General features: G+C 71.5%; 13 protein-coding genes. 8 read left to right on the forward strand and 5 right to left on the reverse strand.

What is annotated here, in order from left to right; translation table 11 throughout:
* Positions 1-56: 56 nt before the first annotated feature.
* Complete coding sequence (locus tag IEZ04_RS02005; RefSeq protein WP_189214831.1) at positions 57-1,403, forward strand: RNA polymerase sigma factor; 1,347 nt, start codon at positions 57-59, stop codon at positions 1,401-1,403.
* Here IEZ04_RS02005 and IEZ04_RS02010 read toward each other — a convergent pair.
* Positions 1,354-2,559 carry a class I SAM-dependent methyltransferase gene (locus tag IEZ04_RS02010; RefSeq protein WP_229820784.1) on the reverse strand — a complete coding sequence of 402 codons (1,206 nt, stop codon included), beginning with the start codon at positions 2,557-2,559 and terminating at the stop codon, positions 1,354-1,356. The genes IEZ04_RS02005 and IEZ04_RS02010 overlap by 50 nt on opposite strands.
* Positions 2,560-2,649: 90 nt before the next feature.
* On the opposite strand from IEZ04_RS02010, the gene IEZ04_RS02015 reads away from it, so the two are divergent.
* The 4 genes from IEZ04_RS02015 (at position 2,650) to IEZ04_RS02030 (ending at position 9,348) form a co-directional block, all read left to right on the forward strand.
* Positions 2,650-3,606, forward strand: a complete 957-nt coding sequence (locus IEZ04_RS02015; RefSeq protein ID WP_189214833.1) for a polysaccharide deacetylase family protein — start codon at positions 2,650-2,652, stop codon at positions 3,604-3,606.
* Between the two features lie 216 nt (positions 3,607-3,822).
* Positions 3,823-4,131: a co-chaperone GroES gene (groES, locus tag IEZ04_RS02020; protein WP_189214834.1), complete on the forward strand. Its 309-nt coding sequence runs from the start codon at positions 3,823-3,825 to the stop codon at positions 4,129-4,131.
* Positions 4,132-4,255: 124 nt separating this feature from the next.
* On the forward strand, positions 4,256-5,881 hold the full coding sequence (gene groL / locus IEZ04_RS02025) for a chaperonin GroEL (protein WP_189214835.1): 1,626 nt from the start codon (positions 4,256-4,258) through the stop codon (positions 5,879-5,881).
* A 347-nt stretch (positions 5,882-6,228) separates the two neighbouring features.
* Positions 6,229-9,348 carry a WD40 repeat domain-containing protein gene (locus IEZ04_RS02030; RefSeq protein WP_189214836.1) on the forward strand — a complete coding sequence of 1,040 codons (3,120 nt, stop codon included), beginning with the start codon at positions 6,229-6,231 and terminating at the stop codon, positions 9,346-9,348.
* A 111-nt stretch (positions 9,349-9,459) separates the two neighbouring features.
* Here the strand turns inward: IEZ04_RS02030 and IEZ04_RS02035 are convergent, their stop codons facing one another.
* The 3 genes from IEZ04_RS02035 to IEZ04_RS02045 all read right to left on the reverse strand — a co-directional run bounded on the left by IEZ04_RS02035 (position 9,460) and on the right by IEZ04_RS02045 (position 12,719).
* Entirely contained in the window at positions 9,460-10,233 is a 774-nt protein-coding gene (locus tag IEZ04_RS02035) for an SDR family NAD(P)-dependent oxidoreductase (RefSeq protein ID WP_189214837.1), read from the reverse strand.
* Between the two features lie 51 nt (positions 10,234-10,284).
* A complete protein-coding gene (locus IEZ04_RS02040; protein WP_189214838.1) occupies positions 10,285-11,856 on the reverse strand; it encodes a multicopper oxidase family protein in 1,572 nt (523 codons plus the stop codon).
* Between the two features lie 191 nt (positions 11,857-12,047).
* Entirely contained in the window at positions 12,048-12,719 is a 672-nt protein-coding gene (locus IEZ04_RS02045) for an MOSC domain-containing protein (protein WP_189214839.1), read from the reverse strand.
* 80 nt (positions 12,720-12,799) lie between these two features.
* On the opposite strand from IEZ04_RS02045, the gene IEZ04_RS02050 reads away from it, so the two are divergent.
* Entirely contained in the window at positions 12,800-13,696 is an 897-nt protein-coding gene (locus tag IEZ04_RS02050; protein ID WP_189214840.1) for a LysR family transcriptional regulator, read from the forward strand.
* A 90-nt stretch (positions 13,697-13,786) separates the two neighbouring features.
* Here the strand turns inward: IEZ04_RS02050 and IEZ04_RS02055 are convergent, their stop codons facing one another.
* The gene (locus IEZ04_RS02055; RefSeq protein ID WP_189214841.1) at positions 13,787-14,116 is read right to left on the reverse strand and encodes a WhiB family transcriptional regulator; all 330 of its coding nucleotides are present in this window, start codon (positions 14,114-14,116) and stop codon (positions 13,787-13,789) included.
* 389 nt (positions 14,117-14,505) lie between these two features.
* Between IEZ04_RS02055 and IEZ04_RS02060 the strand changes: the two genes are divergently transcribed.
* Both IEZ04_RS02060 and IEZ04_RS02065 read left to right on the forward strand, forming a co-directional pair.
* Positions 14,506-15,117, forward strand: coding sequence for a response regulator transcription factor (locus IEZ04_RS02060; RefSeq protein ID WP_003948568.1), 612 nt, complete (start codon positions 14,506-14,508; stop codon positions 15,115-15,117).
* Positions 15,118-15,469: 352 nt separating this feature from the next.
* Positions 15,470-16,045: a sigma-70 family RNA polymerase sigma factor gene (locus tag IEZ04_RS02065; RefSeq protein WP_060901477.1), complete on the forward strand. Its 576-nt coding sequence runs from the start codon at positions 15,470-15,472 to the stop codon at positions 16,043-16,045.
* Positions 16,046-16,091: the final 46 nt, after the last annotated feature.

Here is a 16,091-nt window from a genome sequence, read left to right on the forward strand (position 1 = left end):
AGGGCCGACGAGACACGTCTTGCCCGGATGTCCGTTCGCGTGTCGGATGGTGGGCCGTGACACCACAGCCCACCACCGGCCCGGACGGTCCCGGCACCGGCGCCACCTGTGACACCGAGGTGGCCGCCGCCGTCGAGACCGTCTTCCGCATCGAGTCCCCGCGCGTCGTCGCCGCCGTCGCCCGCATCGTGCGGGACGTCGGCATCGCGGCGGAACTGGCCCAGGACGCGCTGGTCGCGGCGCTGGAGCAGTGGCCGCGGGACGGGGTGCCGGACCGCCCGGGCGCCTGGCTGACGGCCGCCGCCAGGAACCGCGCGATCGACCTCGTACGCCGGCGCGAGCGGTACGCGCGCAAGCTGGAGGAGGTCGGGCGGGACCTGACCGCCGCCGGCGCGCACCACCTCGACGCGCCCGCCGACCCGGACGACATCGACGACGACCTGCTGCGGCTGATCTTCACCGTCTGCCACCCCGTCCTGTCCGCCGAGGCCCGCATCGCGCTCACCCTGCGCCTCCTCGGCGGGCTGACCACGGCCGAGATCGCCCGCGCGGTGCTGGCCCCGGAGGCGACCGTGGCGCAGCGGATCGTGCGCGCCAAACGGACCCTCGCCACCAGGAACGTCGCCTTCGAGGTGCCGTACGGCCCGGACCGCGAGGCCCGGCTCGGTTCCGTCCTCGAAGTGATCTACCTGATCTTCAACGAGGGTTACGCGGCCACCGCGGGCGACGACTGGCTGCGGCCCGGCCTGTGCGAGGACGCCCTCCGGCTCGCGCGCGTGCTCGTCCGGCTCATGCCCAAGGAGTCCGAGGTGCACGGACTGCAGGCGCTGCTGGAGCTCCAGGCGTCGCGCACGGCCGCCCGCACCGGGCCCTCCGGCGAGCCGGTGCTGCTGGAGGACCAGGACCGGCGCCGCTGGAACCGCCTGCTGATCACCCGCGGGTACGACGCCCTCGCCCGGGCGGGCGCCACCTCCTCGGGCGCTCCCGGCCCGTACGTCCTCCAGGCCGCCATCGCGGCCTGTCACGCCCGGGCGCACCGGTACGAGGAGACCGACTGGACGCGCATCGCCACCCTGTACCGGCTGCTGGCCGCCCGTTCTCCGTCCCCGGTGGTCGAGCTGAACCGCGCGGTCGCCGTCGCGATGGCCGAGGGCCCGGGCCCGGCCCTGGAGATCGTCGACTCCCTCGCCGCCGCGCCCGCGCTGCGGGACTACCACCTGCTGCCGAGTGTCCGCGGCGACCTGCTCGCCCGGCTCGGCCGTACGGAGGAGGCGGGCGCGGAGTTCGGGCGGGCGGCCGGGCTGGCGCGCAACGGGCGCGAGCGGGAGCTGCTGCTGGCCCGCGCGCGGGCGCTCAGACCGGGTGCCCGACCAGCATCGTCGGCGCCCCCGCCACCCGCGTGAGGAACACCGTCGCCGCGTTCGGCCCCTGCGGCTTCACCTTGCGGCGCAGCTCCTCCGGCTCCACCGCCGAGCCGCGTTTCTTCACCGTCAGCACGCCGACCTCCCGCTCCCGCAGCAGGGCCTTCAGCTTCTTCACGTTGAAGGGGAGCCGGTCGGTGACGCGGTAGGCGGTGGCGTACTCCGTCGGCCGGAGCTCGTCGGCGGTGACGTACGCGATCGTCGCGTCGATCAGCCCGCCGCCGACCTCCTCGGCGACCTCGGCCACGAGGTGTGCGCGGATGACGGCCCCGTCGGGCTCGTACAGGTAGTTCCCGACGGGGCGCACCGGCGGATCGGGCAGCCCACGGCCGGTGAGCGTGCGCGGCCCGGGGAGCAGGGTGGCCCGTACGGACCCGGGCCCCCGCCCCGTCCCCGCCTCCTCGCCGAACCACAGCACCGCCTCCTTCACGTCGCCGCCGTCCGAGATCCACTCGGCCCCGGCCTCGGCCGGGACGGTCTCGTGGGGGATGCCCGGGGCGATCTTCAGCGCCGCGTGCGGGGCGCTGCGGGCCGCCTCGACGGCCCAGGAGAGCGGGGGCGAGTACGCCTCGGGGTCGAAGACGCGGCCGCGGCCGCCGCGCCGGGCGGGGTCGACGAAGACCGCGTCGTACGGGGCGGTGTCCACGTCCGTGACGTCCGCCTCCCGCACCTCGATCAGCTCGGACAGGCCGAGCGCCGCCGCGTTCGCCCGGGCCACCGCCGCCGTCAGCGGGTCGTGGTCCACCGCCAGTACCCGGATGCCCGCGCGCGCGAGCGCGATCGCGTCCCCTCCGACGCCGCAGCACAGGTCGGCCACGGAGCCGACACCGAGGGCGCGCAAGCGCTCGGCCCGGTACGTCGCCACCGTCGTCCGTGTCGACTGTTCGACCCCGTTCGGCGTGAAAAACATGCGCTCCGCGTCGATGGCGCCGAACTTCGCCTCCGCCCGCCGACGCAGCCGCGCCTGCGCGAGCGCCGCCGAGACGAGGCCGGCCGGATGGTCGCGGCGCAGCCGGGTCGCGACCCCGAGTTCCTGGTCGGGCCGGGTACCGCGCACCTCGTCGAGGAGGGCGCGGCCCTCGGGGGTGAGGAGGGCGGCGAGGGTGCTGAGGGGAGCCGGCTCGGCGAGGTCGTTCACCGGGACATTGTGGGCCAGTCGGTGGACCGTGCGCGTCCGGATGCGGTGTCGGGCCCGGCGGCGGACCTGGGGCTGGGAGGATGCGACACCATGGGATTCGTACGACAAAATGATCAAAAGCGTGCGAAGTGGACAATGGTGCGGGCGTCGGCGCGGGCGGGCGCGGCCGTGCTCGCCCTCATGCTCCTCGCCTCCGCGGGCGGGTGCGGCGAAGGGGCGGCCCGGGCCGACCGGGAAGCCCCGCCCGCCCACGGTCAGGAGGGCCGGTTCGCCGCGCCTCCCGCCCGCTCCCTCGAGCGGTACGCCGACGAACTGCGCCGCTCCTACGCGGCCCGGGTGACCGCCGCCCGGCGGTGGGGGCTCGAAAAGGTGCCCCTGCTGCCGCCCGCGCCCCCGGCGCGCAAGCCGAAGGTGACGACCCGTGAGGGGTTCGAGGTCGACGGGCACGCGGAGCACGGTCTCCCGCCCGTCTTCACCACCGTCCCCACCGAGCGCAAGGTCGTCTTCCTCACCATCGACGACGGAGCCGAGAAGGATCCGGCGTTCCTGCGGATGATGAGCGAGCTGAACATCCCGTACAGCGCCTTCCTCAGCGACTACGTGGTGAAGGACGACTACGACTACTTCCGGCGCATGCGCGACCGCGGGGCCACCCTGAACAACCACACCCTCCACCACCGTGTCCTGCCCCACCTGTCGTACGCGGCGCAGAAGCGCGAGATCTGCGGGATGCAGGACGTCGTCCAGAAACGGTTCGGCACCCGGCCGAAGCTCTTCCGGCCGCCGTACGGCGAGTACGACCGCGACACCCTGCGCGCCGCCAAGGCCTGCGGCATCGAGGCCGTGCCGCTGTGGAACGCGGAGGTCTACGTCGACCGCTGGGAGTACCGCGAGTGGGACCGCGACATCCACCCCGGCGACATCGTCCTCACCCACTTCCGGGGGAAGCGCAACTGGGACGGCACGATGTCCGACATGGTCCGCCGCTTCCTGAAGCTGGTGACGGACAAGGGGTACGCGGTGGCCCGGCTGGAGGACTACCTCTGAGGGGGCGCCGGAAGGCACCGGTGGCGACGCCGCACGCACGTGATTGGCACTCCGCTTGACCGAGTGCTAATCGCGGTCATAGTCTCAGGTCTGGCACTCCCCCCTGGAGAGTGCCAACAACGCGACGGGCAGGTCCGGCACCCGCGACGACGGATCGACCTGGTCGCCACCTCAGACAGTTAACCCCGTGAGATCTCCGAAGGGGGAGGTCGGATCGTGACGACCGCCAGCTCCAAGGTTGCCATCAAGCCGCTCGAGGACCGCATCGTGGTCCAGCCGCTGGACGCCGAGCAGACCACGGCCTCTGGCCTGGTCATCCCGGACACCGCGAAGGAGAAGCCCCAGGAGGGCGTCGTCCTCGCCGTGGGCCCGGGCCGCTTCGAGAACGGCGAGCGCCTGCCGCTCGACGTGACCGTCGGCGACGTGGTGCTCTACAGCAAGTACGGCGGCACCGAGGTGAAGTACTCGGGCGAGGAGTACCTCGTCCTCTCGGCCCGCGACGTGCTCGCGATCATCGAGAAGTAAGTCGACTCACCTCGACGCTCTTTCAGCTCAGCGACTGCGCCCTGGCCCCCTGCGACCCCTAAGAAGCCGGGCGCCGGGGCGCAGTCAGTTTCTCCCCTAGATTTCCGAGAGGGCTCACGCTCCCATGGCGAAGATCCTGAAGTTCGACGAGGACGCCCGTCGCGCCCTCGAGCGCGGCGTCAACAAGCTCGCCGACACCGTCAAGGTGACCATCGGCCCCAAGGGCCGCAACGTCGTCATCGACAAGAAGTTCGGCGCCCCGACCATCACCAACGACGGCGTCACCATCGCCCGTGAGGTCGAGATCGAGGACCCGTACGAGAACCTCGGCGCCCAGCTGGTGAAGGAGGTGGCGACCAAGACCAACGACATCGCGGGTGACGGCACCACCACCGCCACCGTCCTGGCCCAGGCGCTCGTCCGCGAGGGCCTGAAGAACGTCGCCGCCGGCGCCTCCCCCGCCCTCCTCAAGAAGGGCATCGACGCCGCCGTCGCCGCGGTCTCCGAGGACCTGCTCGCCTCGGCCCGCCCGATCGACGAGAAGTCCGACATCGCCGCCGTCGCCGCGCTGTCCGCCCAGGACCAGCAGGTCGGCGAGCTCATCGCCGAGGCGATGGACAAGGTCGGCAAGGACGGTGTCATCACCGTCGAGGAGTCCAACACCTTCGGTCTGGAGCTGGACTTCACCGAGGGCATGGCCTTCGACAAGGGCTACCTGTCGCCGTACTTCGTGACGGACCAGGAGCGCATGGAGGCCGTCCTCGACGACCCGTACATCCTCATCCACCAGGGCAAGATCTCCGCGATCGCGGACCTGCTGCCGCTGCTGGAGAAGGTCATCCAGGCCAACGCCTCCAAGCCGCTGCTGATCATCGCCGAGGACGTCGAGGGCGAGGCCCTCTCCACCCTCGTCGTGAACAAGATCCGCGGTACCTTCAACGCGGTCGCGGTCAAGGCCCCCGGCTTCGGTGACCGCCGCAAGGCGATGCTCCAGGACATGGCGGTCCTCACCGGCGCCACGGTCATCTCCGAGGAGGTCGGTCTCAAGCTCGACCAGGTCGGCCTGGAGATCCTCGGCACCGCCCGCCGCGTCACCGTCACCAAGGACGACACCACGATCGTCGACGGTGCCGGCAAGAAGGACGAGGTCGAGGGCCGCGTCAACCAGATCAAGGCCGAGATCGAGGCCACGGACTCCGACTGGGACCGCGAGAAGCTCCAGGAGCGCCTCGCGAAGCTGGCCGGCGGCGTGTGCGTCATCAAGGTCGGCGCCGCCACCGAGGTGGAGCTGAAGGAGAAGAAGCACCGTCTGGAGGACGCCATCTCCGCGACCCGCGCCGCGGTCGAGGAGGGCATCGTCTCCGGTGGTGGCTCCGCGCTCGTCCACGCCGTGAAGGTGCTCGAGGACGGCCTCGGCCGGACCGGCGACGAGGCCACCGGTGTCGCCGTCGTCCGCCGCGCCGCCGTCGAGCCGCTGCGCTGGATCGCCGAGAACGCCGGCCTCGAGGGCTACGTCATCGTCTCCAAGGTGGGCGAGCTCGAGAAGGGCAGCGGCTACAACGCCGCCACCGGCGAGTACGGCGACCTGATCAAGGCCGGCGTCATCGACCCGGTCAAGGTCACCCGCTCCGCCCTGGAGAACGCCGCCTCCATCGCCTCCCTCCTCCTCACGACCGAGACCCTGGTCGTCGAGAAGAAGGAAGAGGAGGAGCCGGCCGCGGCCGGCCACGGCCACGGGCACGCGCACTGACGCACGCCGGCAGGCTTGAGCGGAGGCCCGGCACCCTGACGGGGTGCCGGGCCTCCGCGCAGTGGCAGCGCAGGCAACGGCGGTTCCCGGCGTTCCCGCCGGCCAGTGAACGGGGGCCGTGCGGACGGCCGTACACGGCCGAGGCGAAGGGTCGTGGACGGCCTGGGGGCAGCTCTCCGGTGACCGTCACCTGATCGGGTACGCCCTCTCGTATCCGGCATGGGATCCGTGGGCCCCTGCCAATATCCGCGGGTATGGCACCACACCCGTCTCGCACCACCGACCGTCGTGTACGTATCGCGGTCTTCGGTGCCTTGGGGCTCTTCTCCTTCACCGTCTTCGGAGCGATGGCCACCGAACCGCTGCAGAGAAGCGACCCGCTGTCCAGCGTTCTCAGTTTCTTCGTGGGCTGCGCCGGACTCGCTCTGTCGCTGGCCGACTATTTCCGCAGCCGTGAGGTCCCACCACCGGATCCGGCCGTTCTCGCCGACGAACTGTGCAGGTCCGTCAGGCTTCAGTGGACGGACGAGGCACGCTCGCGACGGCTCAACGACCCGCGCGTGCTGCCGTTGGCCTGGGCATCCACCCGTCGGCGGGTGGCTGACCGCAGCGAGATCCTGATTCCGGCAGACCGGACGACCGCTACCGCACTGCCCGCGTTCGCCCGCAGGCCGCGGGTCGTACGGCAGCGTCTCGACGGTCGTCTCGGCAGTTCCTTCGACGCCGCCTGCGCCGCACTGGCGAACGGCTACCGCGGTATCCCCAGCCGTCGGCTGCTGTTGCTGGGGGAACCCGGTGCGGGCAAGAGCGCGCTGGCCCTCATGGTGACCCTCGGCCTGACCGCCGAGAACCACCGTACGGCGGGCGGCCCGGTCCCCGTGCTTCTCTCGGTGGGCTCCTGGGACCCGGTGCTGGAGTCGCTGGACGAGTGGATGGTGCGCCGCCTGGCCGACATGTACTACTCGGGCCGCTGCGGGACACCTCGCCTCCTCCTCGATCAGGGCTTGCTGATTCCCGTCCTCGACGGTCTCGACGAGATCCCCGAAGTCGCCAGGCGCGGGGCGGTGCGGGGCGTCAACGGAGTGCTGGGCTGCGACCGTCCAGTGATCGTGACCTGCCGCTCCGAGGAGTACGAGGACGTCGTCAAGGACGGTGCACCGAGGCTGCGCGGGGCCCCTGTCATCGAGATCGCCCCGGTCGCTCCCGACGACGCGATCGCCTATCTGTCCGATGTCACCTGGCCGGAGGAGACCGACTGGACACCCGTGTACGAGGCGCTGCGCGAGCGCCCGGGGAGCGCGGTGGCGGAGGCGCTGTCCACGCCGCTGATGGTGTCCCTGGCGCGCATGGCCTTCGAACGGACGGCGTGGGAGGGGGCGGGGGACAGCCCGGCGGTCCTCGTGGACGAGACACGGCTGGACAGCCGTCACGCCGTGGAGGACTACGTGACCGCCAAGTTCGTCGACTCCTGGCGGTCGGGGCAGGCTCCCGCCGCCGCCGACGCCGCCGCGCGAAGCCGGCGGCGGAACGGCGGCGGCCGGGAACGGGAGTGGCTGACCTACCTGGCCCTGTACCTCCACCGGCACCGGGAACGCGACTTGGTGTGGTGGCGGATGCCGGAGAGACTGCTGTCCGCGTGGGCCGGTCCCAGCGTGGCGCTGGTCGGCGGTCTCCTCCTCACCGTCACGGTCACGGCCCTGTTGACCCCTGAGGGGACGCCCACCGACCCGGAGGAAGCCTCGGCGGTGCGGCAGAGCAGTCTGGGATCCGGCATGGCGGTGGGAGCGGGCTTCCTGATCCTGGCGATGGTGGTGTGGTGGATCTCCTCCGGCCGCGCGCCCGGCCGGATCTCCCTCCGGGCACCAGGCACCCTGGGGCGGCTGCGTGCGGGGTTCAGGTCCGGGTGGTCCTTCACCGCCCTGCCCGCGGGATGCGTGCTGGCGGGGACCGCCGCCGTCGCGCTGACAGGAAGCAATGCCAGAGAGGGCGTCGACACGCTGCTGCCGGCCGTCGGCTATGTGTGGACGACCGTGATGGCTGCCGCCATCGGACTGTCCGCGCATGAATGGCTGAGCGCGGCCCCCGTCACCGCCATCTCGTCACACCCCGCATCGTCCCTCAGGGACGACCGCAGGTCCGCGCTGGCGGGCGCCGCGGCGTGCGGGCTCGCGGCCGGGCTCACGGTCTTCCCGCTCCTGGTCGCGTACATGGTGGTCCTGGATCTCATCACCAGCGTGGCCACCGGACTGCGTGGTGAACCCTCACTGACCGAGCTGGTCCTCCTCCACGCACAGCAAGTCGCCGCCTCCTTCGGGGGCTACTACGAAGGGCGCTGGCACTGGGCGCCGTTCGTCTACGGGTCCATGCTGACCTGCTGTTGCATCGGCCTGCTGGCGCTCCTGCCCCGGGCCTGGACCCGGTTCCTCATCTTCCGGATCGCCGCAGCCGCCACGCACAACCTGCCCTGGCGCCTGATGGACTTCCTGGAGAGGGCCCACCGCGGGGGCATCCTGCGACACACCGGCGGGCACTACCAGTTCCGGCACATCAAGATTCAGGATGCCCTCTCCCAGGGCTGTACCGCCGCCGGACCGGTGACCGTACCCGCCCGGGCGACGGGTGCCGGCAGCCGGACGAAGCTGTACTGCCTCCTGGGCGCAACAGTCCTCATCTCGACGACAACGCTCGCAGTGCACTCGACCTACCCCAGGGACACCTCCTATCTGCGGTTCGTACCGCAGCACCACGTCACCGTCATGAAATTCGTGGGAACGCGGCTGGTCATGGGAGACGGTCGTGACACGGAGGTGTGGGACAGCGTCACCGGAGACCCGCTCCCCATGGCGGACACCCCCGCAACGCATCGCGCTCGCCTGCGCGGCCATCTGCCGGAAGAGATCGTTGCTCATGCACTCTCGCTCGACGGGCACGTGGTGAGAGGCCCCGGAGAGGCGGTGACGTGGATCGGGAAAAGGCCTCGGCTGGCGTTCGCGCCGTGTCGCGGCCCGCTCGAGGTCTGGGAGGCTTTCCCCCGCGATCTGGTCTATCGGGAGGTGAAACCGTCCAGCCACATCCGTTGCCACGGTGTCATGGCCGTCAGTGAGGACTTCGGTGCAGTCGCCGGAGAAGGGGAAGACTATTCCGGCAGCATGAACATCCGAAAGATCGGCGACGCTCGAGTGATTCACCTGGAGGAGAGTCTCTGGCCCGGGCAGTACCCGGAATCGGCCGCCTTCAGCCCGGACGGAACCTACTTGGCTGTGGGCCTGTCATCCGGTGGCCTTCGTATCATCGACACCAGCACCCGAACCAGAACCCGGATCGGCTCGGCGACCGGTCATCGTGCTACGGCTACCGCCCTCGCATTCAATGCGGACGCCTCTCGTGTCGCCGCGTACGCGAACGGGGAAGTGCGGATCTGGGACAGGCACGAGTGGTTCAAGCAGTCGCGGATCGTCGCGCCCTGAATCCTCCGTCCCTCGCCTCCATTCTCCGTCCCTCGCCTCCTGCGACAGTGGGCCCGGCGAGGAGCGACCGAAGGCGCACGCCCCCGGCACACTCCTCGCCGGCCGCACGCCCTACCGTGGCCCGTACTTCCGCCCCGTCTTCGAGCTGATCGTGCCCAGCAGCGGCCGGGGCACCAGCTTCGCCGCGCCCAGCAGCGCCTTGTAGCGCGGGTCCGGGATGGACAGCGACTTGCCCCGCGCCAGGTCGTTGAGCCCCTCGGCGACCACCTTGTCCGCGTCCAGCCACATCCAGTTGGGGATGCTGTCCGTGCCCATGCCGGCCCGCTGGTGGAACTCGGTGCGCACGAAGCCCGGGCACAGGGCCATCAGCCGTACGCCGCTTCCCGTCAGGTCCTTCGCCACACCCTGCGTGAACTGCACGACCCACGCCTTCGACGCCCCGTACGTGCCGCGCGGCACGAAGGCGGCCACCGACGCCACGTTCACCACGCCGCCCCGGCCCCGTTCCCGCATCGCCCCGACCGCCGCCGTGGTGAGCCGGAGCACCGCCTCGCAGTGCACCTTGAGCATCGTCAGCTCGTCGGCCAGGGGAGCGTCGAGGTAACGGCCCTTGTTGCCGAACCCGGCGTTGTTGACCAGCAGGTCGACCGCGTGTTTGCGGTCGGCCAGACGGCGCTCCACCGCCTCGATGCCGTCGTCCGTCGACAGGTCGGCCGACAGCACCTCCGCCTCGATGCCGTGCCGGTCGTGCAACTCCGTGGCCTGGTCCCGCAGCCGCTTGGTGTCGCGCGCCACGAGGACGAGGTTGTGGCCGTCGGCCGCCAGCCGCCGTGCGAAGGCGGCACCGATGCCCGAGGTCGATCCCGTGATGAGAGCCGTTGTCATGACGCAAGGTTAATGACCACGACTGAACGCGCACGCTCTCCGAACCGGCCTTCACCTGTCCTTCTCGTGTCCCGCACCGTGCTCGGCGTGCCCCGCGCCGTGTCCGCCCGCGTGTCCCGCCGGCGTGCCCGCCCGCTCTCCCTTCTCCACCACCACGAACTGACCCATCATTCCCTCGTCCTCGTGGTAAAGCAGGTGACAGTGGTACATGTACGGCGTGTCCCGGTCCGCCGGCCCGTCGAACCGCAACGCCAGTTTCATCGTGGTGCCGTTCGGCAGGAACACCGTGTCCTTCGGGCCGCGCAGCGGCGGCGGAGGCGCCGAGCCGTTCACCTCCACCACCCGGAACCGGACGTCGTGCACATGGAAGTTGTGCGGCATGCCGTCCGCGTTGCGGACCGTCCACACCTCCGTCGTCCCCCGTGTGACCGTCTCGTCGATCCGGCCCATGTCCATCGTGCGCCCGTTGATCCCGGTCCGTTTCAGGTCGAAGTACCTCCCGCGGACGGCGTCGGCGTCGTCCGGCAGCTCCGACAGCCCCGGACCGGCCAGTGCCGCCGGTAACCCGGGCGAGGGCCGCAACCGATCGGCCGCCCGCAGCTCCAGTACGTCGAAGGAGTCCTCGCCCCCGGAGAACCGCCGCTGCCAGGCGTCCCCGTAGTTGTCCTGCGGGAAGCTCCGCAGCACCACCCGCTCGCCCGCCTCCATGCGCACCACGATCTCGGCCCGCTCACCGGGCGAGAGCTGCACGCGCTCCATGGCGGCCGGACGCTCCAGCAGCCCCCCGTCCGTGCCTATGAGCGAGAACGGCCGCCCGTCCGGGAACCCGAAGGCGTACGTGCGCGTGGTCGAGGCGTTGAGCAGCCGCAGCCGTATCAGCTCGTCGCCGACCTCCTGGTACGGACCGAGCGTGCCGTTGACCATGGTGCGGTCGCCCAGGAAGCCCACGCTCTGGAAGATGTTCCGGCCGTTGTCCAGCTCCGCCCCGTCGAAGCGGACGTCCTGGACGATGACGGGAACGTCGTCGACGCCGTACTTCTTCGGCAGCGCGAGCTCGTCCGACTTCTCGTCGTCGAGCAGGAACAGGCCCGCCAGGCCCTTCCGCACGTGCCGCTCGGTCGCGCCGTGCGGGTGCGGGTGGTACCAGAGGGTCGCGGCGGGCTGGTCCACCGTCCAGTGCGGGCTCCAGGCGGCGCCGGGCGCGATCGACTGGTGCGGTCCGCCGTCCATCCGCGCGGGCAGGTGCATACCGTGCCAGTGCACGCTGGATGCCTCGCCGAGTTCGTTCCGTATGCGGACGCGGACCCTCTCGCCGCGCTCGGCACGCAGCGTCGGGCCGAGGTAGGAGCCGTTGAACCCGTAGGTCGGTGTCCGCCGCCCCCGCTCGAACTCCGTCTCACCCGTCTGCATGCGTAAGTCGAAGACGCGCGTGCCGTCCTCGTCGACGGACGAGGCCGCCAGAGGCGGTATCGCCAGCCGGTTGCCGAACCGCTCCGTGCCGACCGTGCTGACGTCGGAACCGGTCCACAGCCAGGTGAACAGAGCGCCGACGGCCAGTGCGGCCACGGCGACGACCGAGGTGAGCGCGACGAGGATCCGCTTGAGAGGAATGCGACGAGACATGCGACGAGCGTCCCGTCCCGCCGGGTCCGCGAGCATCCGGCATCCGCCCTGATTCGCCCCCGACTCGCCCTCGACCCCTTCCCCGGCTTCTTCTCCGGGTTGCCCCCTAGGAGCCGTGCGGCGACCGGCTCGCGGGCGTTCCGGCCGGCCGTTTCAGGACCGAGGCGGAACGCGGGCCCGACGCCCCGCGTTCACGCCTCCCGGTACCGCGCCACGTACCTCTCCGCCTCCGCCCGTGTCTCGGGATGCAGCGCGTCCCCCGCGACCAGCACCCACGGCAGCAGCTCCCGCTCCGTCGTGACGGCGCGGAACTGCAGGGCCACCGTCACGTTGTGGTCCGGGCGGTGGACGACCTCGATGGGGTCGCCCGCCCTGACCTCGCCGGGCACGACGACCCGCAGGTACGCGCCCGGCGCCGCCCGGTGCGTGAAGCGTTTGACCCAGCTCGTCTCGCCGAGGTGCCCCTGGAAGGTGCGGCAGGGGATGCGGCCGCTGGTGACCTCCAGGACCACGTCGGGGCCGACCCGCCAGCGCTCGCCGATCAGGGCGCCGGAGACGTCGAGCCTCTGGGTGGTGAGGTTCTCGCCGAACACGCCGTTGTGCAGGGAGCGCCCCAGCTCCAGCTCCCATTCGTCCAGGTCCTCGCGGGCGACCGCGTACACGGCCTGGTCGTCGCCGCCGTGGTGACGGGTCTCGCAGACCGCGTCCCCGGCGACCCCGCTCGCGCCGACCCCCTTCGGGCCGGGGGCGGCTATCCGCAGCGGCCCCTCGACCGGGCGCTTGTCGATACCGGTCACTCCCTGTGGCTGACTCGTGTACTCGACGGCCCGGGGGCGCCCCACATTCAGAGACAGAAGCTTCATGCCCGCACGGTAGACGGCGGGAGCCAAAGCGTCGACGGCGTATCGGGAGCGATGCCCAAGTCTCCCTTATGCTCGGAAGGGTGATCGAGGCCCGACATCTCCGTGTCCTGCGCGCCGTGGCCGCCACCGGTTCCTTCTCGGCGGCGGGGCGCGAGCTGGGCTGCACCCAGCCCGCCGTCAGCCAGCAGATGAAGGCCCTGGAAGCCTCGGCCGGCACTCCGCTGCTCGTCCGCAGCGGCCGCGAGATGCGGCTGACGCAGGCGGGCGAGGCGCTGGTCCGGCACGCGACCGGCATCCTCGCCGGGCTCACGGCGGCCGAGGAGGAGGTCGCCGCGATCGCCGGTCTGCGCGCGGGGCGCGTCCGTCTCGTCTCCTTCCCCAGCGGCAGCTCCTCCCTCGTGCCCACCGCGCTGGCCGCCCTCCGCGCCGAGCACCCGGGAACGCGCGTCTCCCTGGAGGAGGCCGAGCCGCCGAAGTCCGTCGAGACACTGCGCGCGGGCGACTGCGACATCGCCCTCGCCTTCCGGTACGAGGGCGCCGCGAGCACGGACGAGTGGGACGACCTGGTCGTACGGCCCCTGCTCGCCGACCGGCTGGTCGGCCTCGTACCCGAGGGGCACCGGCTGGCCCGTACGGAGTCCGTGGCCCTCGGGGACCTCGCCGGTGAGCCGTGGATCGCGGGCTGCCCCCGCTGCCGGGGGCATCTGGTCGACATCTGTGAGGGCGCGGGTTTCAGCCCCCGTATCGACTTCGCGACGGACGACTACCCGGCGGTGGTCGGTCTGGTCGGCGCGGGGCTGGGCGTGGCGGTCCTGCCGGAACTGGCCGTCGAGTCGGTGCGGGCCAAGGGGGTGCGCACGGTCGCGCTGGAGCCCGTCGTGCGCCGGGAGATCGTGGCGCTCACCCTGCCGGACCTGGCCCGGGTGCCGACGGTGGCGGCGACATTGGCTGAGCTGGCGAAGGCGGCCGCGCGGTAGGGGACCCGCTGCCCGGCGGCGGGACGCGTCGCGCGGGCGGGCGGAGGGGCTGAGGAAACGTTCCTTTAAGCGTTCGGGCGTTCGACGTGATCACGTGTCCGGGTGAGGGTCGCTTCCGTTGGGGGACGTCGACACCAGCCGGTTGCGCGCCCGCCCCATGAGCTCCTCGCGCTCGTCCTCGGTCAGCCCGCCCCACACCCCGTACGGCTCCCGCACGGCCAGGGCGTGGGCCGCGCACTCCGCGCGGACGGGGCACCGCATGCAGACCTCCTTGGCCGAGTTCTCACGAGCGCTCCGTGCCGCGCCGCGCTCGCCCTCGGGGTGGAAGAAGAGCGAGCTGTCGACCCCGCGGCAGGCCGCGAGGAGCTGCCAGTCCCAGAGATCCGCGTTGGGTCCGGGAAGGCGGGAGAAATCTGCCATTACATGTCCCCTTATAGCCGTTCTGGTCGGTAATGCACCCATGACCGTACGTCTGCGATCTAAGGAGATGAAAATATGACTCATTGCAAATCTAGCCGCAGACACCAGCTAATGGGAAGAAAAAGGGCTGAATGGGGCATAGGTTGTGATGAAACGTCGGGGGTCCGCTGTGCATGTCTGCACCGTGTCCGCCCCCTCACGTAGAGTGCCGAACGTGGCTCACCGCCCCGTAACTCTTTCGAGTGACCGTCGTTGAGAAGGCCGAGGCGGTTGAAGGAACAAGCGCTCGGACAGGCGTCTCGGTCCGCTCGCGAGTGTCGACCGCACAGGTGACGATTCGTACCAGCCTGGAGGCTCAAGGTGACGCGCATCAGCTGCGGAGGACGGCCATGACATCCGTCCTCGTCTGCGACGACTCCCCGCTTGCCCGAGAGGCGCTCCGCCGCGCGGTGGCGACCGTGCCCGGCGTCGAGCGCGTGACGACGGCGGCCAACGGCGAGGAAGTCCTCCGCCGCTGGGGCGCCGACCGCTCGGACCTGATTCTGATGGACGTGCGCATGCCCGGCCTGGGCGGCGTCGAGACCGTACGACGGCTGCTGTCAGCCGACCCCGGTGCGCGCATCATCATGCTCACCGTCGCGGAGGACCTGGACGGCGTGGCGCTCGCGGTCGCCGCCGGTGCCCGCGGGTATCTGCACAAGGACGCCTCGCGCGCGGAGCTGCGGGCCACGGTGACGCAGGCGCTCGCCGACCCCACCTGGCGGCTCGCCCCGCGCCGGCTGCGGTCCGCCGAGATGGGTGCCGCCCCGACGCTCACCGCGCGGGAGATCCAGGTGCTGGAAGGCATGAGCCACGGCCGGTCGAACGCGGAGATCGGCCGGGAGCTGTTCCTCTCCGAGGACACCGTCAAGACCCACGCACGGCGCCTGTTCAAGAAGCTCGGCGCCTCCGACCGTGCCCACGCCGTGGCGCTCGGCTTCCGCTGGGGCCTGGTCCGCTAGGTGGGCCGTAGCGGGGGAACGGGAATCCCCGCCTGCTGCCGGGCGGGCGGGGTTGCTGGTCACAGCGCGGCCGGAGGTGCCCGCGGAGCGGTGGGCGGGGATGCCTGTCGGTCGGTGTGCGGGGGTGTCCGCCGTGCGGTGAGCGGGTCCGGCGCCGCGGTCCGCCGGGTGCCCGCTGCTCGTTTCGCCGCGGATGCCGCATCCTTGAGGTGTGGAGTTCCTCGGGGACGAGTCGGTCGAGCGGGAGGGGAGGGCGCAGGAGATGAGTTCCGGCGCACCTGCTCATAACGCTTCGGTGCACAACCATGGGCACGGTGCCACGGAGCGGACAGCCGCAGGGCACCATGGACCGATGCGCGATGACGAGACGACGGTGATCGGTGCGCTCGTCCATCGTGCCGTCGACGGAGACGAGCAGGCCACGCACGACCTGCTCGCCCACGTCCACCCCCTCGCCCTGCGCTACTGCCGGACCCGGCTGTCCCGGCTGCCCGGCGACGCGCGGCACTTCGTTGAGGACCTCGCGCAGGAGGTCTGCGTCGCGGTGCTCCTCGCGCTGCCGCGCTACAAGGACACCGGGCGGCCGTTCGAGGCGTTCGTGTTCGCCATCGCCGCGCACAAGGTCGCCGACCTGCAGCGCGCCGCGATGCGCCACCCCGGTTCGACGGCCGTCCCCTCGGACGAGATGCCCGAGCGGCCGGACGACTCGCTCGGCCCCGAGGAGCGCGCCCTGCTCAGCAGCGACGCCGAATGGGCCAAGAAGCTGCTGGCCAACCTGCCCGAGAACCAGCGCGAGCTGCTGCTGCTGCGGATCGCGGTCGGTCTCACCGCCGAGGAGACGGGCCAGATGCTGGGGATGTCCCCGGGCGCCGTACGGGTGGCGCAGCACCGGGCCCTCAGCCGGCTGCGGGCGCTGGCCGAGCAGTAGGGTGGCCCGCACGCCGGGTGCCCGGAAGAACGTACGGCGCGCTGCG

It is taken from the genome of Streptomyces ruber, from assembly GCF_014648075.1.
GTDB lineage: Bacteria > Actinomycetota > Actinomycetes > Streptomycetales > Streptomycetaceae > Streptomyces > Streptomyces ruber.